At 61.3% G+C, this 24,367-nt stretch carries 21 protein-coding genes; 13 read left to right on the top strand and 8 right to left on the bottom strand.

The features are described 5' to 3' along the window. Nucleotides 1-20 precede the first annotated feature (20 nt). The 5 genes from fdnG (at nucleotide 21) to LF599_RS03705 (ending at nucleotide 8,012) form a co-directional block, all read left to right on the top strand. Nucleotides 21-3,047, top strand: a complete 3,027-nt coding sequence (gene fdnG, locus LF599_RS03725; RefSeq protein ID WP_279522340.1) for a formate dehydrogenase-N subunit alpha — start codon at nucleotides 21-23, stop codon at nucleotides 3,045-3,047. Nucleotides 3,048-3,059: 12 nt separating this feature from the next. Next, the gene (locus LF599_RS03720) at nucleotides 3,060-3,785 is read left to right on the top strand and encodes a 4Fe-4S dicluster domain-containing protein (protein WP_269941758.1); all 726 of its coding nucleotides are present in this window, start codon (nucleotides 3,060-3,062) and stop codon (nucleotides 3,783-3,785) included. Nucleotides 3,786-4,072: 287 nt separating this feature from the next. After that, complete coding sequence (locus LF599_RS03715; RefSeq protein ID WP_279522339.1) at nucleotides 4,073-5,296, top strand: ABC transporter substrate-binding protein; 1,224 nt, start codon at nucleotides 4,073-4,075, stop codon at nucleotides 5,294-5,296. Continuing rightward, nucleotides 5,293-7,299, top strand: a complete 2,007-nt coding sequence (locus tag LF599_RS03710) for an ATP-binding protein (RefSeq protein ID WP_279522338.1) — start codon at nucleotides 5,293-5,295, stop codon at nucleotides 7,297-7,299. The genes LF599_RS03715 and LF599_RS03710 overlap by 4 nt, the downstream gene beginning before the upstream one ends. Beyond that, nucleotides 7,296-8,012, top strand: a complete 717-nt coding sequence (locus LF599_RS03705; RefSeq protein WP_269941759.1) for a response regulator — start codon at nucleotides 7,296-7,298, stop codon at nucleotides 8,010-8,012. Before LF599_RS03710 ends, LF599_RS03705 begins: the two co-directional genes overlap by 4 nt. A gap of 3 nt (nucleotides 8,013-8,015) precedes the next feature. On the opposite strand, the gene LF599_RS03700 is transcribed toward LF599_RS03705, so the two are convergent. Both LF599_RS03700 and LF599_RS03695 read right to left on the bottom strand, forming a co-directional pair. After that, the gene (locus LF599_RS03700; protein ID WP_279522337.1) at nucleotides 8,016-8,594 is read right to left on the bottom strand and encodes a peroxiredoxin; all 579 of its coding nucleotides are present in this window, start codon (nucleotides 8,592-8,594) and stop codon (nucleotides 8,016-8,018) included. Between the two features lie 10 nt (nucleotides 8,595-8,604). Then, entirely contained in the window at nucleotides 8,605-9,147 is a 543-nt protein-coding gene (locus LF599_RS03695; protein ID WP_269941760.1) for a TlpA disulfide reductase family protein, read from the bottom strand. Between the two features lie 169 nt (nucleotides 9,148-9,316). Here LF599_RS03695 and LF599_RS03690 point away from each other — a divergent pair, with 169 nt between their 5' ends. The 3 genes from LF599_RS03690 (at nucleotide 9,317) to LF599_RS03680 (ending at nucleotide 12,808) form a co-directional block, all read left to right on the top strand. Beyond that, on the top strand, nucleotides 9,317-10,027 hold the full coding sequence (locus LF599_RS03690; RefSeq protein ID WP_279522336.1) for an SIMPL domain-containing protein: 711 nt from the start codon (nucleotides 9,317-9,319) through the stop codon (nucleotides 10,025-10,027). 188 nt (nucleotides 10,028-10,215) lie between these two features. Continuing rightward, complete coding sequence (gene phnD, locus LF599_RS03685; RefSeq protein WP_279522335.1) at nucleotides 10,216-11,211, top strand: phosphate/phosphite/phosphonate ABC transporter substrate-binding protein; 996 nt, start codon at nucleotides 10,216-10,218, stop codon at nucleotides 11,209-11,211. Between the two features lie 4 nt (nucleotides 11,212-11,215). Continuing rightward, complete coding sequence (locus LF599_RS03680) at nucleotides 11,216-12,808, top strand: HAMP domain-containing sensor histidine kinase (RefSeq protein WP_279522334.1); 1,593 nt, start codon at nucleotides 11,216-11,218, stop codon at nucleotides 12,806-12,808. A gap of 187 nt (nucleotides 12,809-12,995) precedes the next feature. On the opposite strand, the gene LF599_RS03675 is transcribed toward LF599_RS03680, so the two are convergent. Further along, nucleotides 12,996-13,301, bottom strand: a complete 306-nt coding sequence (locus tag LF599_RS03675) for a c-type cytochrome (protein ID WP_269941763.1) — start codon at nucleotides 13,299-13,301, stop codon at nucleotides 12,996-12,998. Between the two features lie 421 nt (nucleotides 13,302-13,722). Between LF599_RS03675 and LF599_RS03670 the strand changes: the two genes are divergently transcribed. The 5 genes from LF599_RS03670 (at nucleotide 13,723) to tmcA (ending at nucleotide 17,765) form a co-directional block, all read left to right on the top strand. Continuing rightward, nucleotides 13,723-13,992, top strand: coding sequence for a hypothetical protein (locus tag LF599_RS03670; protein ID WP_269941764.1), 270 nt, complete (start codon nucleotides 13,723-13,725; stop codon nucleotides 13,990-13,992). A gap of 77 nt (nucleotides 13,993-14,069) precedes the next feature. Continuing rightward, on the top strand, nucleotides 14,070-15,329 hold the full coding sequence (gene tmcD / locus LF599_RS03665; RefSeq protein ID WP_279522333.1) for an electron transfer complex subunit TmcD: 1,260 nt from the start codon (nucleotides 14,070-14,072) through the stop codon (nucleotides 15,327-15,329). A 15-nt stretch (nucleotides 15,330-15,344) separates the two neighbouring features. Beyond that, nucleotides 15,345-16,004: a TmcC family electron transfer complex membrane anchor subunit gene (gene tmcC, locus LF599_RS03660; protein WP_279522332.1), complete on the top strand. Its 660-nt coding sequence runs from the start codon at nucleotides 15,345-15,347 to the stop codon at nucleotides 16,002-16,004. A 33-nt stretch (nucleotides 16,005-16,037) separates the two neighbouring features. Continuing rightward, nucleotides 16,038-17,357, top strand: a complete 1,320-nt coding sequence (gene tmcB / locus LF599_RS03655) for an electron transfer complex ferredoxin TmcB (RefSeq protein WP_279522331.1) — start codon at nucleotides 16,038-16,040, stop codon at nucleotides 17,355-17,357. A gap of 9 nt (nucleotides 17,358-17,366) precedes the next feature. Continuing rightward, nucleotides 17,367-17,765 carry an acidic tetraheme cytochrome c3 TmcA gene (gene tmcA, locus LF599_RS03650; RefSeq protein WP_279522330.1) on the top strand — a complete coding sequence of 133 codons (399 nt, stop codon included), beginning with the start codon at nucleotides 17,367-17,369 and terminating at the stop codon, nucleotides 17,763-17,765. Nucleotides 17,766-18,460: 695 nt separating this feature from the next. On the opposite strand, the gene LF599_RS03645 is transcribed toward tmcA, so the two are convergent. From LF599_RS03645 to LF599_RS03625, 5 genes are all read right to left on the bottom strand, one after another. Next, nucleotides 18,461-21,052, bottom strand: coding sequence for a PEP/pyruvate-binding domain-containing protein (locus LF599_RS03645; protein WP_279522329.1), 2,592 nt, complete (start codon nucleotides 21,050-21,052; stop codon nucleotides 18,461-18,463). 79 nt (nucleotides 21,053-21,131) lie between these two features. Then, the gene (locus LF599_RS03640) at nucleotides 21,132-21,539 is read right to left on the bottom strand and encodes a response regulator (RefSeq protein ID WP_269941767.1); all 408 of its coding nucleotides are present in this window, start codon (nucleotides 21,537-21,539) and stop codon (nucleotides 21,132-21,134) included. Between the two features lie 32 nt (nucleotides 21,540-21,571). Continuing rightward, nucleotides 21,572-21,943, bottom strand: coding sequence for a response regulator (locus tag LF599_RS03635; protein WP_279522328.1), 372 nt, complete (start codon nucleotides 21,941-21,943; stop codon nucleotides 21,572-21,574). An 8-nt stretch (nucleotides 21,944-21,951) separates the two neighbouring features. Continuing rightward, nucleotides 21,952-22,386: a response regulator gene (locus LF599_RS03630; RefSeq protein WP_279522327.1), complete on the bottom strand. Its 435-nt coding sequence runs from the start codon at nucleotides 22,384-22,386 to the stop codon at nucleotides 21,952-21,954. A gap of 27 nt (nucleotides 22,387-22,413) precedes the next feature. Further along, nucleotides 22,414-24,132 carry a sensor histidine kinase gene (locus LF599_RS03625; protein WP_279522326.1) on the bottom strand — a complete coding sequence of 573 codons (1,719 nt, stop codon included), beginning with the start codon at nucleotides 24,130-24,132 and terminating at the stop codon, nucleotides 22,414-22,416. Nucleotides 24,133-24,367: the final 235 nt, after the last annotated feature.

The raw sequence follows: 24,367 nt of genomic DNA, 5'->3' as shown, positions 1-24,367 counted from the left end.
CATTCAACACAGGAGGTAGAATGCACACCAATCGTAGAAACTTCCTCAAGCTCTCCGCTGTCGCGGCCACGGCCACGGCGTTCGGCGGGCTCGGATTCGGCTGCAAGGCCACGGCGGCGACGCTGCCGGACCATGTGTCGGCCATGAATCCGAAATGGAGCAAACAGACCACGTCCGTTTGCTGCTACTGCGCAGTGGGTTGCGGCCTGGTCGTGAACACGTCCCTCAAGGACATGCGGGCCGTCAACGTCGAGGGCGATCCCGACCACCCGATCAACGAAGGCGCGCTTTGCGCCAAGGGCGCATCCATTTGGCAGTTGGCCGAGAACGACCGTCGCCCCGACTCCGTCCTCTACAGGGCTCCCTACGCCAAGGAATTCAAGAAGGTCTCCCTGTCCTGGGCGCTGGAAACCATCGCCAAAAGGATCAAGGATTCCCGCGACAAGACCTGGACCGAGAAAAACGCGAAGGGCCAGGTGGTCAATCGCTGCGACGGCATTGCCTCCGTGGGCTCCGCCGCATTGGACAACGAGGAGTGCTGGGCTTACCAGACAATGCTCCGCAGCCTTGGCCTGGTGTATGTGGAGCACCAGGCGCGTATCTGACACAGCGCGACTGTTGCGGCTCTGGCAGAGTCGTTCGGACGCGGCGCGATGACCAACCACTGGATCGACATCCAGAACTCCACCTGTGTTCTCATAATGGGCAGCAACGCTGCCGAAAACCATCCCATTTCCTTCAAATGGGTGACCAAGGCGCAGGAAAAGGGCGCAACCCTGATCCACGTCGACCCCCGTTTCACCAGGACCTCGGCCAAGGCCGACTTCTACGCGGGCATCCGCTCCGGCGCGGATATCGCCGTGCTCGGCGGCATGATAAAGTACATCCTGGACAACGACCTGATCTTCCGGGATTACGTGGTGAACTACACCAACGCTTCCTTCATCGTGGGCGACAAGTTCAAGTTCGAGGACGGCATGTTCTCGGGCTACGACAAGTCCACCCGTTCCTATGACAAGTCCACCTGGGCCTTCGCCATGGACGCGGACGGCAATCCCAAGAAGGACCCGACCCTGGCCGATCCCAACTGCGTGTACCAGCTCCTGAAGAAGCACTACGCGCGCTACGATCTCGACAAGGTCGTTTCCATCTCGGGCATGAAGAAGGAAAACCTGGTCAAGCTGTACGAGACCTACGCGGCCACCGGCACGGCCGACAAGGCCGGAACCATCATGTACGCCATGGGCTGGACCCAGCACACCGTGGGCGTGCAGAACATCCGCGCCATGGCCATGATCCAGCTTCTGCTGGGCAACATCGGCATCGCCGGCGGCGGCGTTAACGCGCTGCGCGGCGAGTCCAACGTCCAGGGGTCCACGGACCACTGCCTGCTGTACCACATCCTTCCCGGCTACCTGAGCACCCCCAAGGCTGCCCAGTCCTCCCTGGAAGCGTACAACAAGGCCAACACCCCGGTTTCCAACGATCCCAAGTCCGCCAACTGGTGGGGCAACTTCCCCAAATACTCGGCGTCGCTCCTCAAGGCCATGTGGCAGGACGACACCCCCGAGGCAGCCTACCAGTTCCTGCCCAGGCTCGATTCCGGCTCGGCCATGGAATATTCCTGGCTGACCCTGTTCGACAAAATGGAAAAGGGCCAGTTCAAGGGCTTGCTGGCCTGGGGCATGAACCCGGCCTGCTCCGGCGCAAACGCCGAAAAGAACCGGCGCGCCATGGGCAACCTCGACTGGCTCGTCAACGTGAACATCTTCCCCAACGAAACCGGCTGGTTCTGGGAAGGCCCCGGCATGGACCCGACCAAGGTCAAGACCGAGGTATTCTTCCTGCCCTGCGCCGTGTCCATCGAAAAGGAAGGCTCCATCACCAACTCCGGCCGCTGGATGCAGTGGCGCTACAAGGGACCCGACGCGCCCAACGGCCTGAAGCCCGACGGCGACCTCATGTACGAGCTGATGGCGGAAATCCGCCACCTGTACGAGAAGGAAGGCGGCGCGTATCCCGAACCCATCACCCGTCTGACTTGGGACTCCATCGCCACCAAGGGCGTGTTCGATCCCCACAAGACGGCCAAGCTGATCAACGGCCACTTCACCCGTGACGTGGAGATCAAGGGCAAGATGTACAAAAAGGGCCAACAGGTCCCGAGCTTCGCCTTCCTGCAGGACGACGGCTCCACCTGTTCGGGCAACTGGCTGTACTGCCACTCCTACACCGACAAGGGCAACATGGCCGCACGGCGCGACCTGACCCAGACTCCGGAACAGGCCAACATCGGCCTGTACCCGAACTTCTCCTGGTGTTGGCCCGTCAACCGCCGCGTGCTGTACAACCGCGCCTCGGTCGACCTCAAGGGCAAGCCCTGGAACCCGCAAAAGGCGGTCATCGCCTGGAACGGCGAGAAGTGGGTGGGCGACGTGCCCGACGGCGGCTGGGCTCCCGGCACCAAGTACGCCTTCATCATGCGCAAGCACGGCTTCGGGCAGCTCTTTGGTCCCGGACGGGCCGACGGTCCGTTCCCGGAATACTACGAACCGCTTGAATGCCCGGTGAAGTCGCACCCGTTCTCCAGCACTCTGCACAACCCCACGGCGCTCACCTTCGACACCGAGGAAAAGGCCGTGTGCGATCCCAGGTATCCCCTGATCGGCACCACCTACCGTGTCACCGAGCACTGGCAGACCGGCGTTATGACCCGCAACCAGCCCTGGCTGGTCGAGGCCGAGCCGCAGGTCTTCGTGGAGATGAGCCCCGAGCTGGCGGAACTCCGCGGCATCAAGAACGGCGAGAAGGTCATGGTTGATTCCCTGCGCGGCTCCCTCTGGGCCAAGGCCATCGTGACCAGCCGCCTCAAGCCGTTCACGGTCCAGGGCACTGTCGTCCACCAGGTGGGCCTGCCCTGGCACTTCGGCTGGACCTGGCCCAAGGATGGCGGCGACTCCGCCAACCTGCTGACCCCGTCCGTAGGCGACCCGAACACGGGTATCCCCGAAACCAAGGCCTTCATGGTCAACGTCCGCAAGGCGTAAAGGAGGAATGAAATGAGTAAAACATTCTTCGTCGACCTGACCAAGTGTACGGCCTGCCGTGGTTGCCAGGTTGCCTGCAAGCAATGGAAGAAACTGCCCGCCGAAAAGACCGAGAACTGGGGTTCCCACCAGAACCCCAAGGACCTGTCCGGCACGACCCTTAAACTGGTCCGCTTCGAGGAAGTGGAGACCGACAGCGGAATGCAGTGGCTGTTCTTCCCGGAACAGTGCCGTCACTGCGTCGAACCGCCCTGCCTGGATGCCATGACCATTCCCGGTTCCATCATCCATGACCAGGAGACCGGCGCCGTGGTCTACACCGAGCTGACCGCCCAGGAACCCGATAAGGACGCCTTCTCCATGGCCTGTCCTTACGACATCCCCCGCGTCAACAAGGAAACCGGCCAGGTGGTCAAGTGCGACATGTGTGTGGACCGCGTCAAGGCGGGTATGCTGCCCGCCTGCGTCCAGACCTGCCCCACCGGCGCCATGAACTTCGGTGACCGGGACGAGATGCTGGCTCTGGCCGAGGAGCGGCTCGCCGCCGTCGCCGGGAAATATCCCGACGCGGAGCTGGTGGACGCCGAATATGTACGGGTGATCTACCTGGTGCAGACCGATCCGGACAGCTACTACGAGTCCCTGTCCGCGGACGCCTCCGGCATCCGTCGCGGCCCCCTGTCCAGGAAGCAGTTCCTGGCGAAACTGGGCCGCCCGGTCAAGCGCATGACCTCATAACGACCCACTCCCCCCGGCGCGGGCCCTCCCGCCCGCGCCGGGGTTTTCCTTCTCGTACGCATCATGCGGGAACACCTCCGTGAGCCACACCGTCCGGCTGAAAGGCCTGGGGCAAGCGGAGTTTTTCATGACCTCGGCAGCCCACGCTGCCGGGGTCTTTTTCCCCGCATGTCGCGGGCATGGACGATGTTGCTTCGTGGGGAAATGGGGGTTTCTTGTGTTTTTCCCGACGAAAAGATAACGGGGAAGAGCGACTATTTGCCGCCACCAAAACATGGAGCCGAACCGTGCGAAACACCCCCCTCATCTGCATCCTCATCTGCCTCGCGCTGGCTCTTGCCGGGTGTGATCCGTCCGAGGACACCGCTGCGGAGGACGCCCGGACGCCGGGAGTGACCGACACCGAAATAATCCTCGGCTCCTCCCTGACCCTGTCCGGCCACGCGGGCTATCTCGGCACCCAGACCCTCCAGGGAGCCAGGGCGTATATCCGCTACGTCAACGAACGAGGCGGGGTCCACGGCCGCAAGATCGTGGTCGAGGTCATGGACGATTCCTACGATCCGCCCCAATGCCTGGCCAACACCCAGCACTTCATAGTCGACAAGCAGGTCTTCGCCCTGTTCTGCTACGTGGGAACCCCGACCACCATCAAGGCCCTGCCTCTGGTGGAGGACGCGCGCATCCCGCTCATCGGCATGTTCACCGGGGCCAACGCGCTCCGGCAGCCGCCCAGCCGCTACGTCATCAACATCCGGGCCTCCTACTACCAGGAGACCATGGCCGCGGTCAGGCACATGGTGAAGGACCTCGGCCTGACCAGGATCGCCGTCTTCTACCAGTACGACGCCTACGGCTTCGACGGCCTGATCGGCACGGAGCTCGCGCTGAAACAGTTCGGCATGGAGCCCGTGGCGCGCGGTTCCTATATCCGTGGCACCCTGGACGTGCAGGAGGGCCTGGACCGCATACGCAGGTCCAAAGCCGAAGCCGTGGTCATGATCGGGACATACGGGGCCTGCGCCCGGTTCATCAACCTGTCCGTCGAAGAAGGCTACAACCCGATCTTCTACACCGTTTCCTTTGTCGGCGCCGAAGAGCTCGCCTGGCGCGTGGGCAGGGCCTCCCCGGCACACGTATTCATGTCCCAGGTGGTTCCGCCGCCCGTTGAGTCCGATGACCCGGCCGACTCGGCGGGGAACTACGTCAAGCTGCTCAAACGCTACTATCCGGAAGACACACCGAGCTTCGTGGGCCTCGAAGGCTTTCTCAACGCGGAAATCCTGGTCGAAGGGCTGCGCCGGGCGGGCCGCGACCTGACACGCGAAGGATTCATCCAGGCCATAGAGTCCATCAAGGACTTCAAGCTCGGCCCTGGACTGACCATCACATACGGTCCGCATGACCGGCAGGGGCTGGACGCCATCCACTTCACCAAGCTGCGAGACGGACGATTCCTCCCCTTCACAGACTGGGCCGAATTCAAGAAGGAAATGGAGACGCCGCGATGACCGCCGGAGAACGTCGATTCGCCCGTCTAGCCCGCATCGGCCTGCGCGAGAAGCTGCTCATTTCCATGCTGGCGGCAGTTCTCTTCATTTCCGTGGCCATCGCCCTGATCTCGCGCTACATCCTGGTCTCGTCCCTGACCAACGAACTGGAGATGCGCGGCTTCGCCATCGCCCATTCCGTGGCCGAACGCGGCGGCTCGTACATCCTGGACAACGACATCCCCAAGTTGCTGGCCCTCATTTTCGACGAGGCGCGGCTGCGGCAACGCAAGGACCTGGTGACCTACATCTTCATCGAGGACCAGGCGGGCAACATCCTCGCCCACACCCTGACCCATCCCCTGCCCGACAACCTGCGCGCCAACACCCTGGCGCCGGGCAAGAACGACTCCATCATGCTCATGGAGCTGGGCCGCCAGGAGGTCTACGATCTGGCCGCGGCCATCCACGAGGGGCTGTACCGCATCGGCACGGTCCACGTCGGCCTGAACAAGCGGCACATCGACACCCTGGTGGGCAAGCTGCGCGTGGCCTTCCTCGGCTTCATCTCGGCCGTGGTCATCATCTCCATCATCCTGTCGAGCTGGCTGTCCAAACGGATCACCAAGCCGGTATCCGACCTGACCAGGCTGTCCGACGAGATCAGCCGGGGCAACTTCGACATCCCGCTCAAACTCGGCTCGGGCGAGGACTGGAACTCGGCCGAATGCCCGGCCTTCACCAACACGGATCTCCCGTGCTGGCACTTCGACCAGTCGCGCAGCGGCCAAACCCCGGCCGAGACCCATCGGAAGTGCGCGGACTGCGCCTTCTACCGCAAGCACGAGGGCGACGAGGTCATCCAGCTCGGCGACTCCTTCCGCAACATGGTCTGGTCCATCAAGCTCTACCGGCGCCGCCTGCGCGAATCCGAGGAAAAGTACCGCTCCCTGTTCGATTCCGGTCCGGACCCCATCTTCGTGGTGGATTGCGCCACGGGCAGGATCAGGGACGCCAACCCCCGGGCCACCGAGCTTTACGGCTACCCCATGGACGAACTCATCGGCCTGGATTTCCTGCAACTCGGACCGGAGCACAACACTGCCTGCCTGAACTATTTCTCCGAAATCGGCGGCGGATGCGTCTACTATCCCAAGCGGCTGCACTACAAGAACGGCGGCGAGCCCTTCTTCGTGAACATGCACGCCTGCCCCATCTCCTACCGAGGCAAGCAGGCCATCATCATCGCCGTCACGGACATCACCGAACTCATTGAGAAGGACGCCCAGCTCATCCAGGCGGGCAAGATGAAGTCCCTGGGCGAGATGTCGGCAGGCATGGCCCACGAGATCAACCAGCCCCTCAACGCCATCAAGGTCGGCAGCGAATTCCTGTCCATGATGCAGGAGGAGGACCTGGAGATACCCAAGGAGCACTTCAAGGAAGTGGTCAACGAAATCTCGACGCAGGTAGACCGCGCCGCCGAGATCATCGACACCCTCCGCTCCTTCGGCCGCAAGTCCGATCTCATGGAGGAGTCCGTGAACCTGAATCAGCCGGTCCGGGCGGTCCTGTCCATGGTCCGGCGGCAATTCGAACTAGACAACATCCGCTTCGAGCTGGAACTGAGCGAGGGCCTCAGTCCCGTGCAGGCGCACTCCAACCGGCTGCAACAGGTCATCTTCAACCTGGTGACCAACGCCCGCGACGCCATCAACGACATTTCCAACGCCGAGAGCGGCGACAGGCGGATCATCATCCGCACCGGCAACGAGGATCAGCGGGTCTACGCCGAGGTGGAGGACACAGGCGGCGGCATCGACGAGACGGACCAGCAGAGAATCTTCGAACCGTTCTTCACCACCAAGGAAGCTGGCCAGGGCATGGGTCTGGGCCTGGCCATCACCTACGGTATCATCAAGGATTACGGCGGAGAAATCCGCATAAACAGCACCAAAGGACAAGGCACGGTCTTCCGCATGGAATTCCCTGCCGCCGGCACCCGAGGAGAGTCCAAGGCATGAACAACAAAGTACTTGTCATAGACGATGAAAGGCCCACGCTGAAGATGTTCACCCTCCTGCTCACCGCCTACGGGTACGAGGTCCTGACCGCCGAGAACGGCCGGGAGGGCGTCGAGACCTTCAAGCGGGAAACCCCGGAGCTGGTGCTGACGGACATCAAGATGCCGGTCATGGACGGTATAGAAGCCCTGCGTGCCATCAAGAAAATCAACCCGGGCACCGAGGTCATTGTCATCACCGGCCACGGCGACATGGATCTGGCCATCCAGGCTCTGAACCTCGACGCCACGGACTTCATCAACAAGCCGCTCAAGCGCGAGGCCCTGGAAAAGGCCCTGACCCGCGCCCGGGAACGCATGACCATAGCCCGCAACGAAGAGGGCCAGGTCGTGCTCAGGGAGGAAGATCGGGCGGCGGTCATCGGAGTGCGCGGCAACGTCTCGGCCATAACCATGCCCAGGCTTTCAGAAGCCTTCGAGCAGGCCGCGTCCATGGGCAAGGAGACGATGCTCGTCGATTTCGAGAAAAACGCTTCCATCAACGGCGCGGGGATCACCGGCCTGACTTCGCTGTTGCGTCAATACGCGGGCTCGGGCGGACGGGTCTGCCTGACCGGATTATCCAGCAACTTCCGGTCCGTGTTCGAAACCCTGGGCATAACCCGATTCGCCGAGATCATCGACCGCGACAAGGAGTCCCGGCCACGGGGCTAGGCGCTACTCGGCGAGCTTTTCCAGTTCGCCGATCATGACGCCCAGGTCGGGCCGAGAATTGATATCGTGGACGTCGACGTAGCGGATGATCCCGGCCTTGTCGATGATGATGACAGCCCGCTCGGCCATGCCGTCGCCCCGCAGGACGCCGAAGCTGTCGGCAACCTTGCCGTGGGGCCAGAAGTCGGACAGTACAGGGAAGTTCAACCCGTGCATGGCCTCGGCCCACTGGGCCTGAGTCGGCGTGTTGTCGACGCTGATGCCGATGAGCTCGGCGTCCAGGGCGTGGATCATGTCCAGGGCCAGGTTGTAGCCGGGCCACTGGTCCGAGCAAACCGGGGTCCAAGCCGCCGGGACAAAGGACAGGACCACGTTTTTCTTGCCCCTGTAGTCGCTCAACGAGACCGTGCCGCCGTTGATCTCCGGCAGGGTGAAGTCCGGAGCGGTATCGCCCACCTTGACCTTGAGCGTCGAATCCGTGGGTTTCAGGTGCCCCACGGGGTAGGGTGTCATATCGTCGGCATACGCCGCGACAGCCAACAGACAGCAGGCCGCGAACGCGGCAAGCAGCGTCCGTCTCATGGGCCACCTCCTATTTTTCCATCGTATCCAGCACCGTCTTCAAAAACGCGCCCTTGTCCTTGATCTCGCCCTCGTGAAAGATGAGGATCGTCCGCTTCCCGTCGCGCAGGTCCACCAGGTAGTAGGCCGGGGTCCCCACGTTGTTCAGCGCCTTGTGGGCCACGTACTCCGGGTCCTCGAAGAGCGGGAACTGAACGTCGAACTTCTTCCTGTAAAAGGCAACCTCAAAGGGCGTGTTGCCCGCGGCGATGCCGACGAAGCGGACGCGGTCCGCCTTGTCCGACGCCTGGGTGCGGGCGAACATGTCGTTCACTCCCGGCGCGTCATGCTGGCAGATGGGGCAGTACATGCTGAGCACCTCCACGAACGCGAAGTCCGCGCCGATGTCCGATATCTTGATGTCGCCTTCGGGAGCGCCCAGGTATTCGCGATGCTCGGGGCTGATCTTGCCCTGGAGCGCAAGGTCGGGGAACAGGTCGGCGGCCGATGCGGCCGGGACCAGGGCTGCGGTCAGGATGAGACAGGCGGCCAGGGTAAAAATATGCTTTTTCATGCCGGTATCCTTGTCGCTTGGGGTTTTCCGTTCATATCCTTATATTAACCGGAAAAACGAAAAAACGGCAACGTCCCGTTTCTCTCTCCCGCTTCAGCACCTTGCCAACCATATGTGAACAACGTATTCTCCCTGGCAACTGGAAAATTCCAACTCATAAGGACATCGCATGGAACGCAAATCCTCCTTTCACTCCATATTGACCGGACTGATCCTGGCCGTCGGATTCATCATCGGCTGCTGGGTGCTCGCAGAAGCCTTGATCGACTTCAAGGCCATGGACCGCTATGTCTCTGTCAAGGGACTGGCCGAGCGCGAAGTGCCCGCCGACCTGGCCATGTGGCCCATCAACTTCGGCGCGGGCGCAGACACCCTGCCCGAACTCGACAATGCCCTGGCCGTCTCCAGAAATGAAATCATGAGCTTCCTCAAGGAACAGGGCCTGGGCAACGCGGAGATCATGACTTCCGCTCCCCGCATCATGGAAAATCAATACAGTTCGCCCGGCCAACAGGCCGTGAACAGGTACTCCGCCCAGTCCGTCATCACGGTGCGCTCCAACGATATCGCCACTATCAAGAAGGCCATGTCTGCCGCTGGCGAATTGGTTTCCCGAGGCGTGCTGCTCGTCCGCAACTTCGAATACCGACCCACCTTCGCCTTCACCGGCCTCAACGACATCAAGCCGGACATGATCGCCGAAGCCACGCGCAACGCGCGCAGCGCGGCCAAGCAGTTCGCCGAGGACTCCGGCTCCCGGGTGGGCGGCATCCGCCGCGCCTCGCAGGGCTACTTCAGCCTCCAGGACCGCGACCAGTACACCCCGGAAATCAAAAAAGTCCGGGTCGTCACCAGCGTCGACTACTTCCTCGAAGACTAGCCGGACGCCGCATGTCCTGGACAACGAAACGCAGGCCGCTCCGCAATCGGGGCGGCCTTCTTCGTTCGCCCGTCCCGGCGTCGTCCCGTTACGATTGCGTGACATCGCGAATACCGCCCTTCCCGGAACCACAAAATCCTGTAGCGACAAGGGACTTCGTTTTCACAACCCCCAATCCGGGACGGCTCATGAACAAGCACCGCATCCTCGGACGCGCCGGAACGGCGTTTATCGTCCTGGCCTGCCTTCTGCTCCTGCCGTGGCAAGCCCCGGCAGCGCCCCTGGTCATGGGGCTGGCCTCCACTGACTCCAAAGAATTCCTCCTTGAATCCTGGCAGCCCATGCTCGATGATCTCTCCCATGCCCTGGGCCGACAGGTGAAAGCCGTGGCCCTTGACGACTACGCTGGGGTGATCTGGTACATGGCCACTGGCCGCGCCCAGATCGCCTGGCTGGGGAACAAGGCGGCCATCGAAGCCGTGGACCGCGCCGGGGCGGAAGTCCTGGTCCAGTCCCGAAACCGGCACGGGGCGGGCTATAACGCCCATCTCATCACCCGCAGGGAGGCTCCCTGGAATTGCGAGGAGGACGTGCTGGCCCATTCCGAAAAGATAGAATTCGGCATAGGCGACCCCAACTCCACTTCGGGGTACACGGTTCCGAGCTACTACCTGTTCGACGCCGCCGGCATCGATCCGGACAGGGCGTTCAAGCGGCTCGTTCACCACAATCACGAGGAAAATTTCCTGGCCGTGGCCTCCGGGAAACTGGATGTGGCCACCAGCAACAATCTGGCCCTGGCCCGATTCAAGACACGCTTTCCGGACCTGTACCCACGCATCAAGGTCATCTGGACCTCGCCGCTCATCCCGTCCGATCCGGTCCTGGTGCGATCAGACCTTGACCCGGCCCTCAAGGCGGACATCCGCGCCTTCTTCCTGGGCTACGCCAAACCCGGCCCGGGCAAGAGCGAAGCGGACGTGCGGCGCGAAGCGGCCAACCTGGCCGCACGAAAATGGACCGGATTCCAGGAATCGGACAACTCTCAACTGGAGCCGGTCCGCAAGCTGGAACTGTACAAGCGGCGTCTGAAGCTGACACACAACGAAAACCTTTCCGAAGCCGAGAAACGGGTGCGCCTGGAGGAACTGGACGCGGCCCTCGAAAACCTGGAGAGGGAGTAAGCCCATGGCCCATCGCCATCTGAAGCTCACCCCATTCGGTCCGGCCGAGGCGTTTCCCGTCTCCCTGGGAGCGAAGATGCTGCTACCGGTGCTGCTGGTCTTCCTCGTCACCGGCATCATCCTCTATTCCTTCTACATCTCCCGCATCAAGAAAGAGGAAATGGCCGATCTCGCGAACCAGCTCGAAATCTTCGCCGCCAGCAAAGCCGCCGAACTGAGCGGTCCGGTCTGGAATTTCCAGGAAGACGTACTGGAAAGCCTCATGCGCAGCTACCGGGACAACCGCGACCTGCACAGCATCATTCTGTACGACTCCGAGGGACGGGAGCTTTTTCAGGAAGGCGAAGGGAAATCCCACCCGGAACACTCCGTCCTGACGACCGTTAAGCCGCTGACCCGCAACGTGGGAGGCGAAAGACTGACCATCGGCAGGCTGGAGGTCCAGTTCCACAACGACCATCTCCTTGCGGACCTCAAGCAGCGCGGCTACGACGACATCGCGCCCGCGTGCGTGCTCCTTGCCGTGGTGGGGACCGCCGCCTGGCTCGTTCTCCATTTCATCGTCGGCCGCCCCCTGCATCAACTCAAGCTTTCCCTCAGGCACAACGCGCGCCATGAGGAACGCAGGCCCCTGGTCTGGGAAAGCCACGACGAGCTGGGCCAAGTGGTCGCCGAATACAACGCCCTGCTCGGCGAGGTGGAATCGCAGACCGGAATGCTCAAACGCAACAACGAAATGCTTGAACGCCAGATCGCCCAGCGCAAGAATGCCGAACGGCAACTGGCCAAGGCCCACGACGAGCTGGAACAGATCGTGGCCGTCAGGACCATGGAGCTGCGGGAGGCCAACCGGGAACTGGTCCGCCTGGACAACCAACGCGCCGCGTTCCTGTCGTCGGCGTCCCATGAGCTGCGCACGCCCCTGGCGGCCGTGCTCGGGTTCTCCAAGCTGGTGAGCAAGGCGTTTTCGCGACACTTCGCGCCGCACTCCGAAGCGTTGGGCCTGAAGGGGAAAAGCGACGTCATCCTGGCCAACCTGGAGGTCATCGCCGTCGAAGGCGACCGGCTGACCAGACTCATCAACGACCTCCTCGACATCAACAAGATCGAGGCAGGGCAGATGGAATGGCGCGACACTCTGCTCAACGTGGGAGACGAAATCGAACGGGCCGCCAGAACAATGGGTCCGCAATTCGAAAACAACGGGTCCGTGCGCCTCGAAACCGAAATTTCGGACAATCTGCCGCCCCTGCCTTTCGACCCGGACCGAATGCAGCAACTGCTCCTCAACCTGCTGTCCAACGCCTACAAACACACTGCGCGCGGCGAAATACGGATCGCGGCCGCAGCCTCGCCGAACATGATCCGAATCGAGGTCCGGGACACGGGTAATGGCATCCCGCCCGACGAACTGGAACTCATCTTCCAGAAATTCTACCAAAGTGAATGCGGGGAACTGGGCAAGCCGCGCGGCACGGGGCTGGGCCTGCCCATTTGCAGGCACATCGTCGAGCACTACAAAGGAACCATCTCGGCCTCATCGGAGGTGGATGTGGGCAGCGTCTTCACCGTCATGCTGCCCGTGCCCGGACTCTGATCCGGCAGAAAGGACCGCTTTCCCGGAACGTCAGGGTCCGGGTTGCGGAGGACTAAGGAAAACGGCGAGCCGCCTTCCGGGCTTGCCGTGAAAATTACCCCTGCCGCCACCCCGGCCGACGCCCCACAGGAGACGGCGGGCAAGATGACGGACAGGGCGGAGGGATTCGGAGCCGCTCGGCTCTGATCTACATGGCGCCGATGTAACCGGACAGGGCCTTGATATCGTCGGCCGAGAGCCTGGTGAGCAGACGCGCCATGGTTTTCTTCTTGCTCCCGCCGTAAGTCCCGTCCACGTACCCTTTGAGCTTCATCTCGATCTCCTGGGCGGATTGTCCTTTCAGGACCACGTCGCCGCCCGCCTTGGAGGATTCACTTCCGTCGCGATGACACTTCGCGCACCGTTTCCGATATAAGTCGCCGCCGTCCACGGCAAAGGCGGCGGTCACGCCGAAACAGCATACGATGGTCAAAACAGCCAGTAATTTTCTCATGTTGCCCTCTACGAATCGTCGTAACGGTTAAACTTCCATTCCGTGCCGCAAGGATAGCCTTTTTTCATTTTTTTTCAAACCGAACGAGTATGATAAGCATGTGCCGTTCGGCAGGGCGAAATCGTCATCGAGCTCGGAAAAAATCCTCCCGAACAAGGAGGAAACACCCCTCACCCCGGCCGCGCGGCCCGTTCTCCGGCCGTTTCTCCAATTTAACTCCAAAATAACGAACCAAACTAGTCTGAAATACCCATTTAACTCTGAAAAGAATGGACTATTTTCTTGCCATGTGCTTATACATAGCTCTGTCTCAGGTCAAGAGGTTGCGGACTGTCGGAAACATCCGGAAATGTATGGACATTTACCGTCCGGCCGTATCTCTGACCAAGGACCACAGCTGGTATCAGCAACGGAATCGAGGGTGCACTTCGGGAAGGGATGCACTTCCGGGTTCGTGCGGCTTTATTGTTCGCCGAACCACCTCGAATCCTTGGGCGTCGAAATCGTCAAGGGCGGCGATCCCGGGCAGATCGTTCCAGACGGGTTTCTCAACCCTGCAACGGGTCATCCCATGGATTCAGCCACACCCGCCGGACTGCGCACAGCGGACCTGTCGGGCGCCTGCAATCCGGTGACCCCTGTCGGGATGACCCGAAGTGAACGCCGCCTGACGAACACGACCCCGCGTTGAATGAACTATCTCGCCTTAAGACGGGATGATTATTTGCCGCTCCCACTGGGAGCGGTGTCACAACACAAGGGGGTGCTATGGGAAAAATCTCCTCTTGGGACTGGGAACCCGGCCAAAAAACGGTCGTTAAATCCCTCTCCCCTCTCGAAGGACACGAATGGCAGGAAGAGCCGTACGCTTCGCCTGACGGCGAGACTATCGCCGCTATCGTCAAGGTGGGCGACGGCGAATTCTCCGTTCGAGTCAACGACTCGGTATGGGAAGCCACGTTCGAAAAGATCTGGTATCCGAAATTCTCTCCGGACGGCCGCCTGGCCGCCATCTGCCAGCAGGACATGGAATGGGTTCTGGTCGCGGACGGCGAAACCATAGGCGAGACCACCGATTACGTATGGGACACCTTGTTCAGTGAAGACGGTTCCGCCATCGCCACCATGACAAAGTCCATGGAACGGTATGGCATGAGCGTCAACGGCGAACTCTGGGAAAACCTGTACGAAAACGCCAACCAGCCCGCCTTCGCCAAGGAAGGTTCGCACACTGCCGCCGTTGTCCAGGCCGAAAGCCTGGGCGCTGCCGACCTGGAAGGGTTCAAGCGCGGCGTCTACACCGTGGCCGTGGACGGCGAAGCCTGGAAGGGCCGCTACGTCAACATCTGGAATCCGACCTTCAACGAGGCCGGTGATTCCGTCGCAGCCACCTGCAGAACCACGGTTTACGCCCACACCATCACCGTGGACGACAAGCCGTGGGACAAGACCTACACCCAGGTTTGGGAGCCGGTCTTCTGTCCCAAGGACGGCGGCGTGGCCGCTCCGGTCCGCGTGGCGGGCAAATGGGGCGTGGACAAGGACGGCAAGACCCTGTGGGAACCCCGCTACATCCAGTGTCTGGAACTCACCTACGACGCCACCGGCGAAAAGCTGTGGGCCATCGTGGCCACCAGCTACGGCCAGTTCACTGCCTGTTTGAACAACGCCCCATGGGGTGAGACGTTCCCCACCGTGTCCGACCTGGTGGTCAGCCCCAACGGCGAACGCGCCGCGATCCTGGCCTCCAACTGCAACGAGGACTTCCGCATCGTGGTGGACGGCACTCCCTGGGCCGGTACCTACGACATGGCCTGGCCCGTTGTCTTCTCCCCGGACTCCAAGGCGGCAGCCGCCAAGGTGGAAAAGAACGGCCGGTTCCGGATTCTGGTCAACGGCAAGTCCTTCGAACGGGACTTCGACGCCGTCTGGCCCCCGATCTTCAGCGAGGACGGCACCAAGGTGCTGATCCGCGCCATCGAAAACAACAGCTTCGTCCGCATCGTCGCGGAAGTGTGCAACTTCTAAGGGAGGGGAGCAGATATGACTGATTTCTATGTCTTCGTCACCGGCCCCCTCGCCTGGATCGCCTGGGGTGTGTTCATCCTCGGCTCCATCTACCGTCTGGTCAGCATGTATGCGCTGGCCAAGGCCAAAGACGGCTCTTCCATCGCCTACATGAGCTGGTACTACGGTCTCCGGTCCATTCTCGCGTGGATGATTCCGTTCAAATCCATGGGCTGGAAGTCCGACCCCCTGATGACCGTCACGACCTTTATCTTCCACCTCTGCTTCCTGCTCGTAGCCGTCTTCCTGGGCGGACACGTCGTCATGTGGAACACCGCGTTCGGTATCAATCTCCCGAGCCTGCCCTCGCAGTTCGGCGACATCATCAGCTTTGTGGCCCTGGCCGGCTGTGCGGTCTTCGCGTACCGCCGCCTCGCCCTGCCGCACGTCAAGGGCGTCACCCGTTGCCAGGATTGGTTTGCCCTGGTCCTCGTGGCCCTGCCGTTCATCACCGGCATCCTGGCCTACCATCAGGTCGGCCCGGTCCTGTTCATGACCACCCTGCACGTACTCGCCGGTGAACTGCTGATCGCCCTGATCCCGTTCACCCGCCTGAGCCACGCGCTGTTCGTCCTCTTCACCAGGGCGTACATGGGTTCCGAGTTCGGCGGCGTCCGCCATGCCAATGACTGGTAGGCCAAACCATCACAGTAACGCGAGGTACGAACAATGAGTCACATTGCTGACAGAATCATATCCGACGTCGGCCTTGAAGCAGGCGTCGCCGCGCTGACCACCGAAAAAATCGAAAAGGTGGTCAACCAGACTCTCAAAGGTGAAACCGGAGCCAAACTCCGGGCCTACAAAGAAACGTGCATGAGGTGCGGACTGTGCTCGCAGGGCTGTCACTACTACATGTCCCACGATGCCGATCCGAGCTACTCGCCGGTAAACAAGGCCACTGAGACCATGTATGAGCTGATGGACAAAAAGGGCAAGGTTTCGCCCCAGCGCATCTACGAAATGGCCCAGATGGCATACACCGAGTGCAACCTCTGCAAACGGTGCGCCCACTACTGCCCCATCGGCATCGACACCGGCTACATCATGTCCATGGTGCGCCGCATCTGCTACCTGCTGGACGTGGTCCCGCAGTACATCCGCGACACCGCCCACTCCCACGCCTCGACCATGAACCAGATGTGGGTCAAGGACGACGAGTGGATCGACTCCCTGCAGTGGCAGGAGGACGAGGCCCGCGACGAGTTCCCGGACCTGCGCATCCCCCTGGACAAGGAAGGAGCCGAAATCTACTACTCGGTCATCGCCCCGGAACCCAAGTTCCGGACCCAGCTCATCTACCAGGCCGCGGCCATCATGAACGCCGCCGGAGTGGACTGGACCATGCCCTCCCATCCGGGTTGGGACAACTCGGACATGTGCATGTTCGTGGGCGACTACGAAAACATGGGCCGCCTGAAACGCGCCCACTACGAATCCGCCCAGAAGCTGCGCGTCAAACGCATCGTCATGGGCGAATGCGGCCACGCCTTCCGCTCTGTCTACGACATGGGCAACCGCTGGCTCGGCCACAAAAAGATGCCGGTCCCGGTCATCCACGCCATCGACTTCTACTGGGAACTGATCAACGAAGGCAAAATCAAGATCACCCACCAGTACGAGAACCCGGTGACCATCCAGGACCCGTGCAACATCATTCGCGGCCGCGGCCTCATGGACAAGCTCCGCGACGTGGTCCACTTCCTGTGCAAGGAAGTGGTCGAGATGACCCCCAACCGCGAGCACAACTACTGCTGTTGCGCAGGCGGCGGCGTCATCAACTGCGGACCGCCGTTCAAGAACACCCGCATGACCGGCAACCGCGTCAAGGCCGAACAGCTCAAGGCGACCGGCGTGCACGACGTCGTCATTCCGTGCCATAACTGTCACGGCGGCATCGAAGACATCATCGGTTACTATGATCTCGGGATGCACGGAAAGTTCATCAGCGACATCATCTACGAACTGATGGAAAAACCGGAAGTCTAGGAGGACGCAATGAAAAAGAACACCTTCACGCTTGCGGCCTCCATGCTGACCGTCATCCTGCTGGTCGTCGCCTACATGGCCCCCACGGCCTTTTCCCAGGATGATATGACCGAAGTGCCCGCGGACGGATTCGCCAAACTCGAACGCCCCCGCGTGCCCTTTGTCCACGACGCCCATAACGAAAAAGCCGAGCTGGACGACTGCGTGGTCTGCCATCACTCCATGAACGACGACGGCACCCAGAACCTCGAAGAATCCTCCGAGGGCGAGCCCTGTAGCTCCTGCCATGCCGAAGTCCGCGACGACGGCGGCACCCCGCTCATGCGGGCCTACCACCTGCAATGCCAGGGTTGCCACGAAAAAGAAGGCAAAGGCCCCGTGGCCTGCGGCGAATGCCACGTAAAGTAGGTATTCCCCCTTGCTGAAACAAGGCGGCCTCCCTCGGGAGGCCGCCTTTTTTTTGCGCCTGTCGGTTAAAGATGCCTCCGGCGGCCAGAGGTGGAAACTTTTAAAAAAGTTTCCCCTCTGAACTCCCCTTCAAAACTTCTTGGCGCGCCTTCGGCGAGGCCCTGCGAATGCGAAATGGCGGGATTTAGAACAAGGTGGCATGTTCGGGGCGTCATTAACGCGCGCGTCCACAAAGGGAAAAGAAATAAAGATGCCTCCGGCGGCCAGAGGCGGAAACTTTTGAAAAAGTTTCCCCTCTGGACTCCCCTTCAAAACTTCTTGGCGCGCCTTCGGCGAGGCCCTGCGAATACGAAATGGCGGGATTTGAACAAGGTGGCATGTTCGGGGCGTCATTAACGCGCGTCCACAAAGGGAAAAGAGATGAAGATGCCTCCGGCGGCCAGAGGCGGAAACTTTTGAAAAAATTTCCCCTCTGGACTCCCCTTCAAAACTTTCTATGTGCCTTCGGCAAAGTTCTACGAACATCAAAGCCTTGTTACAACGACAATGAAATGCCCTACCCGCGAAGCGGCATAAAAAGCTTTGGAAAAGGATGGAGATGGGGGTCCGGGGGAAGAGGAAGGAAAGAACCTTTCACCGAAAGGTTTTTCCTTCCTCTTCCCCCGGCCGCCGGAGGCACTCCCTCCGGCCTCCCCTTATTCTCCTTCCTCGGAATTCTCGTCGAACATCTTGAAGTCGTTGAGGAACCGCTCTCGACGCCGGGCGATGGCAGCCTCGTCGGACATAATCATGTCGAGCTGGCGGGTATGGGTGATGAGGTATCCAATGATCTTGAGTCGATGGCCCATGGTCTCCCGGTCGAGCCCTTCGACGCGGGCGAACATGTTGTCCTGACGAACGCGGACGCGAAAGTCGTACATCTCCAAAAGGTCGCCCACGAAGCGGGCGCGGCGGATGCGCCGTTCCATGTTGGCGGCCCCGCCCTTGAACTGGAAAGAGGCGTAGTTTTCGCTGACCCTGTCGCCCACAAGGGCTTCGACGCCGCAAAAGTGGAAGCCGAAGCGCGATTGCAGGGAGCAATAATTCTTGGAGACCATGAAATAGTTCTTCTGGGTATAGCGAGTGCCGGTGGACGGCACGAGATCCGGGTTCATGGTGGCCTCGAACATGACCGACATGAGCCCCCGGCCGTGAACCGGCGGCGGGCCTTCCCAGGGCACGGCCTGCATCCCTTCCCATAGCTTTTGCATGGGATAGGAGACAATGTGTTTGAGGAGGATGCAGCGGTCCTTGCGTTCCTGGCCCTCGGGAGAGAACCCGTCGTCCAGATTGAGAATCCAGAATTGCTTGGGCACATCGCAAATAAGTTGCCGGCTCGCGGCTTCGATGTAGTCGTCGTGGGTGCCGAATTCAAACATGACGTTCACAGCCCGCTCGTGGCAGTAGCGCATGACGTCATGCAGGGTCCGGCAGTTCGAGGGCTTGAATTCAGGAGATTCCGGGTTGGTCAGATTGAGGCGGACGATATGGCGTGCCGCCTTGCGCAAAGCGCCCTGCACAGGACTGCCTCGCATGATCCGCTGCCGGGTATGCTCCTTGAGCAGCGCCTCAACCGCGCCATCGTACACGGCCCTTCCCTCGGCATCCACGGTGAGAATCTGGCCGTTCTCAAACCGGCTGACAGCGCCCTTGACCCCGAACAGGGCCGGAACGCCGAACTCACGGGCCACGTTGGCGAGATGCCCGGCCATACCGCCCTGTTCGGAAATGAGCGCGCTGGCGCGATCTAGAAGCGCCGCCCGGCTGGGCAATGCCTGGCGCAAGATCATCACGCCGCCGTCGGGAAAGCTGAGTGCGTCCACATCCTTGCGCACGACGAAAGCCGGTCCCACGCCCACGCCGGGGCTTGCGGTCTTGCCGCCGGTAAGTACGGGTTTGGGCAGATTGGCCGACGGCGTGCTGTGCTCACCCGAAGAGACACGCATGAGCGGGCGGCATTGCAGGAGATGAAAGGCCCCGTCCGGGCTCATGGCCCACTCGATATCCTGGGGCGTGCCGAAATGCTCCTCGATGCGCACGGTCTCGCGAGCCACGACCAGTGCCTGCTCCTCGGTCAACGAAGGCTGGGAGGCCTTGTCCTCGGTAAGCTTCTCGCGGCACACGCCCTCGTCGTCGCTGCAAACGTACATGTCGGTCTTCTCGGCCACGTGGACCTCTTCCAGACGAAGGGGATCGCGGGAGACGATGAACTCGTCGGTCCCGGCGGTGCCGTCCACCACAGGCTTGGGCAGTCCCCAGACCGAACTGATGGAGATACGGTCGTCGCGGACGTTCACCGGATTGCCCGAATAAGCCACGCCGCCGACCGCGGACTCCACCATGGTCATGCAGCCGACGCTCATGGCCACATCGTCGTCGCGGATTCCGTGACTGAGCCGATAGGCCATGGCCTGGCGGGAATATTTGGAGGCGGCGACCTCCTTGTAGGCATCGAGCAGGGAAGCGCGGTCCACGTTGAGCACGGACCTGTACTGGCCCGCGAAAGAGGAACCCTCGATGTCCTCGCCGAGCGCGCTGGACCGCACGGCCAGGTCCGGAGGCGAGCCGAGTTTTTCGGCCAACTTGTCGTAGGCATCCAGAATGGCGGCGGCCAAGTCGTCGGGCAGCCGGGTCTCCATGATGAGCTGCATGATGCTCGACGAGACCTGGAACACGGATTCCCGGTCGTCGCCCGACATGGTCTGGATAAGCCGGTCGATTTCGGCCCCAAGCCCCTGGTTCCGCGCGAACTGCTGATAGGCGGCCACGGTGATGACGAAACCGGACGGGATGCGCAGGCCGAGGCTGGACCCGGCCTCGCCGAGCATGGCCATCTTGGGACCGCACAGGTCTGCGTGGTCGCGGTTGACCTCGGACAGGTCGATGACCACCTCGCCGCCCACGACATGGACCTCGGGTTCCAGCTCCTCCATGATTCTTTCGTTGATGGTCTGCATGGCCGCCACAAGCTCTTCGTGCCCCTTCTCCTCCAACTCTCCCAGATGGCGGACCATTTGGTAGATGGATGTGGAAATACGCGTGCACAGGGTGCGCACGAAATGCATACCGTAGGGGGTGAAGCCGCGCAGGGCCTCTTCCAGTTCGCCCATGAGCTCATGGGCGCGGGTGTTGGCCTGGATAAGCAGCCGGAAGTGATCGTAGCGGGTGGCGAAGACGCGGCGCATTTCTGCCCGCTCCTCTGGGGTCTTTTCCTTTTTCCGGAACCGCAGCCAATCGAACAGGCCCATGAAATGTCGTCCTTTGGAAATCGTCTAGGTCAGGGTCACAGGGTTCATCGGGAAACAGCAGGGTATGAATCGAAAACCACTATCTGTTCGCCTTGGCCGCGATACGGTCTTCATGCCGCTTCTTGCGGCTGGAGGCGTCTTCGAGCTTGTAGAGCAGCTCCTCGAACTCCACGGGCTTCATCAGATAGTCGAAGGCCCCTAGTTCCATGCCCCGAATGGCTATCTCCATGCTGGCATGGCCGGTGAGCATAACCACCTCGATCAGCGGGTCAATCTCCTTGATCTTGTGCAGGGCTGTCAGCCCGTCCATGCCGGGCATCTTGACGTCGAGCAGGATCACGTCCGGCTGATAGGTCTTGAGGCGTTCAAGGGCTTCCTCGCCCGAGCCCGCCTGCTCAACGGTCATGCCCCGGCGCGAAAGCCGCTTGCACAGCGTGTTGCGAAAGGATTCCTCGTCGTCCACAAGGAGCGCTTTTATCTCGGCCATGGCCACTCCCGATTCTTCGTTGTCGTTTCCGACTAACCGGCCACGGCCTCCCCGACCTTTTCGAGGAGGTCGTCCAGATCACACGGCTTGAGCAGGTAGTCGAAAGCGCCGGACTCGACGCCTTCCCTGGCCGCCTGCTCCGAACCGTGGCCGGTAAGCATGATGACCGGCAGTTCCGGCACCATCTTCTTCATTATCTGCAAGACCTCGATGCCGTCCATATCCTCTAGCTTGAGATCAAGGACGGCCACATCGAAATCATTATCCCGGAGCACCCGGATGGATTCGGCCCCGCTGCCCGCGGTCGTCACCTGATACCCGCGCTTGCCCATGCGCTTGGCCAGCACATCGAGAAAGCCGAGTTCGTCGTCGACCAAAAGGACGCGAATGGGCGTATCTGCCATGGCTCCTCCTAGTCTCCCCTGCGCAGCTCGATATGCCGGGCGCGGGCTTCGAGTATCTTGTCCTCGTGCGCCTGTTTCTTGTCGTAGGCTTCACCGATCTTGTCGATGAGTTCATTCAATTCGCACGGCTTCATCAAGTAGTCGAAGGCACCGGCCTTCATGCCCTCGATGGCCGACTCCACGGTGGCGTGGCCGGTGAGCATGATGACTTCCACCAGAGGATAATCCCCCCTGATGCGTTTGAGTACCTCGTTGCCATCCATTCCGGGCATCTTGACGTCCAGAATGACCACGTCGAAGTTTATCCCGCCCTTGTCCAGCGCGGCCAGGGCCTGCGGCCCGTCATAGGCGACGTCCACGGAGAAACCCCGGTTCTCCAGCCGCTTGGTCATGGTATCCACGAATCCTTTCTCGTCGTCGACGAGCAATACTCTAGCAGGCATGTCGTCCTCCTGTTGGTTGTATGCTCATTATATCCGCGCGGCCTCCGATTCGTCCGCACCCCCCGCCGCGCCCGACGGCAGGCGGAGGGTAAAAGTGGTGCCCCGGCCCACGGCCGAATCCACCGAAATGTTCCCGCCCATCTTGTTGATGATGCCATAGATGATGGACAGCCCCAGCCCGGTCCCCTTGCCCACGGGCTTGGTGGTGAAAAACGGATCGAAAATACGCGACAGATTGGCCTCGGGGATGCCCGATCCGGTGTCCGAAACCAACGCAAGCACCGTGTCGCCCTCCTGGCGGGTGCTGATGTCCAGGCTGCCTCCGCCGGGGTCCATGGCGTCGATGGCGTTGTTGACCAGGTTGAGAAACACCTGCTGCATCTCGGAAGGACTCGCCTTGATGGGCGCGATGTTGTCGCCCAGACTGGTTTCGATAACCACGTTGGCATACTTGGCCCGCTGGGAGGACAGCTCGGCGATTTCCCGAATCAGTTCGTTGAGGTCCACGGACATGACAGTGGGATCGATCTTGCGCGCGAACGAAAGGAGTTTGTGGGTGATCTCCTTGCACCGCGCGCCCTGGGTCCGAATCTGGTTGAGAGCCCGCTGGACCTCGCGATCATTGTCGTCCTTGTCGAGCCCTTCCTCAAGCAGGTCCTGAGTCCAGCCCGCCTCCTCGACCATGATGGCCACCGGGTTGTTGATCTCGTGCGCGATGCCCGCCGCAAGCTCGCCCACGCTGGCCAGCTTGCCCGCCTCGATGAACTGCTCGTTCATGATATCCTTGGCCGCGTCCGCCCGGGCGACCTTGCGGGCCATCCGGCGGCTCATGAGGGACGCCATGACCGAGATGGCCACGCCGCCGATGAACAGGATGAGAATGGCCAGATCGCGGCTGCGGTTCAGGGTGGCGAAGGCGTCGGCGGCATCCTGTTGGTAGACCATGAGCCAGTCGCCGCCCTTGATCTGGCTGGTCACGAAAATGGTCTCGCGGCCCGTGGCGGGGTTGTCCATGACGGCCATCGCTGCCTTGCCGCGCACCTGATCGGCGCTCCCGGCAATGGACCGGGCAAGCTCGCGCAAAAACGGGACCTCGGCGGACATGTCACGGTGCGGGGTGGTCTGAAACTCCCCCTGCAGATTGATGATATAGGCCATGCCCGTTTCGCCGATGCGGATATTCTCCACCAGCCGATTGAAGGTGATGAAGTCCAGTGTGGTGCGCAGAACCCATTCGCGGCCGTCGGCACGCATACGCAGGGCGATGATGAAATGCGGCACGCCGCGCATCCCCAGCCCGACGTCGCTGACATGAACCATGTTCTCGCGCACGGCCTGAAACCACGGCTCGCCGGAATAGTCCAGCCCCTGGAGCTGGAACGGACCGGAATAGGCCACCTGGATGCCCTTCTCGTCGATAAGCCCCAGGTCAACGAAGTCAGAACCGTGCCCCCTGCCGAGCGCGTCGTGCAGGGACTTGATCCCCTCCGGCGAGGCCAGGCCGCCCAGGTCGATGACCTCGGCCAGCACCCGAATTTCGGAAACCTTCTCGTCCAGGTAGGCGTCGATGGTCTGGTCGTGCTTGAGGACCAGCTCCCGCAGGTGCGCCTCGACCTTTTCCTCGTAGGCGACGCTGTACTGATACCCGGCGATGAGCACGACGATGAAAAGCGGAGCGAAAGAGACCAGGATGATGGTGAACATCATGCTCCTGGCCAAACCCTGGTAATAGTGGTCGTCGGACATGGTTCCGCTCCGGTAGGCGTTGGGCGCCCGGGGAACCTCGGGCCTGGTTCAGGACCCCGCGGGCGCACTTGCATTTGAATGCAACATACACCGCATTTCCACAATATGGCAACAAAATCCGTATTTTCCATACCGCCAAATGAAAGACCGTCAGGCAACACGGAACCGGGGCAAAACACCCCGCACCAGAAGATTCAGTGCGTTCGGGATATATGGATTCTCCGGTAATTTTGCG

This window comes from Pseudodesulfovibrio thermohalotolerans, from assembly GCF_021353295.2.
Taxonomy (GTDB): Bacteria; Desulfobacterota; Desulfovibrionia; order Desulfovibrionales; family Desulfovibrionaceae; genus Pseudodesulfovibrio; species Pseudodesulfovibrio thermohalotolerans.
This window is presented reverse-complemented; position numbering and strand designations above follow the sequence as displayed.

What these genes read in the sequence shown, in the direction of transcription:
- LF599_RS03705 (WP_269941759.1), top strand. Translation starts at nt 7,296, where the DNA reads ATGAACAACAAAGTACTTGTCATAGACGATGAAAGGCCCACGCTGAAG.
- LF599_RS03625 (WP_279522326.1), bottom strand. Translation starts at nt 24,132, where the DNA reads ATGTCCGACGACCACTATTACCAGGGTTTGGCCAGGAGCATGATGTTC.
- LF599_RS03690 (WP_279522336.1), top strand. Translation starts at nt 9,317, where the DNA reads ATGGAACGCAAATCCTCCTTTCACTCCATATTGACCGGACTGATCCTG.
- LF599_RS03720 (WP_269941758.1), top strand. Translation starts at nt 3,060, where the DNA reads ATGAGTAAAACATTCTTCGTCGACCTGACCAAGTGTACGGCCTGCCGT.
- LF599_RS03680 (WP_279522334.1), top strand. Translation starts at nt 11,216, where the DNA reads ATGGCCCATCGCCATCTGAAGCTCACCCCATTCGGTCCGGCCGAGGCG.
- LF599_RS03645 (WP_279522329.1), bottom strand. Translation starts at nt 21,052, where the DNA reads ATGGGCCTGTTCGATTGGCTGCGGTTCCGGAAAAAGGAAAAGACCCCA.
- LF599_RS03695 (WP_269941760.1), bottom strand. Translation starts at nt 9,147, where the DNA reads ATGAAAAAGCATATTTTTACCCTGGCCGCCTGTCTCATCCTGACCGCA.
- LF599_RS03635 (WP_279522328.1), bottom strand. Translation starts at nt 21,943, where the DNA reads ATGGCAGATACGCCCATTCGCGTCCTTTTGGTCGACGACGAACTCGGC.
- LF599_RS03710 (WP_279522338.1), top strand. Translation starts at nt 5,293, where the DNA reads ATGACCGCCGGAGAACGTCGATTCGCCCGTCTAGCCCGCATCGGCCTG.
- phnD (WP_279522335.1), top strand. Translation starts at nt 10,216, where the DNA reads ATGAACAAGCACCGCATCCTCGGACGCGCCGGAACGGCGTTTATCGTC.
- tmcA (WP_279522330.1), top strand. Translation starts at nt 17,367, where the DNA reads ATGAAAAAGAACACCTTCACGCTTGCGGCCTCCATGCTGACCGTCATC.
- tmcB (WP_279522331.1), top strand. Translation starts at nt 16,038, where the DNA reads ATGAGTCACATTGCTGACAGAATCATATCCGACGTCGGCCTTGAAGCA.
- LF599_RS03675 (WP_269941763.1), bottom strand. Translation starts at nt 13,301, where the DNA reads ATGAGAAAATTACTGGCTGTTTTGACCATCGTATGCTGTTTCGGCGTG.
- LF599_RS03630 (WP_279522327.1), bottom strand. Translation starts at nt 22,386, where the DNA reads ATGCCTGCTAGAGTATTGCTCGTCGACGACGAGAAAGGATTCGTGGAT.
- tmcD (WP_279522333.1), top strand. Translation starts at nt 14,070, where the DNA reads ATGGGAAAAATCTCCTCTTGGGACTGGGAACCCGGCCAAAAAACGGTC.
- LF599_RS03640 (WP_269941767.1), bottom strand. Translation starts at nt 21,539, where the DNA reads ATGGCCGAGATAAAAGCGCTCCTTGTGGACGACGAGGAATCCTTTCGC.
- tmcC (WP_279522332.1), top strand. Translation starts at nt 15,345, where the DNA reads ATGACTGATTTCTATGTCTTCGTCACCGGCCCCCTCGCCTGGATCGCC.
- LF599_RS03700 (WP_279522337.1), bottom strand. Translation starts at nt 8,594, where the DNA reads ATGAGACGGACGCTGCTTGCCGCGTTCGCGGCCTGCTGTCTGTTGGCT.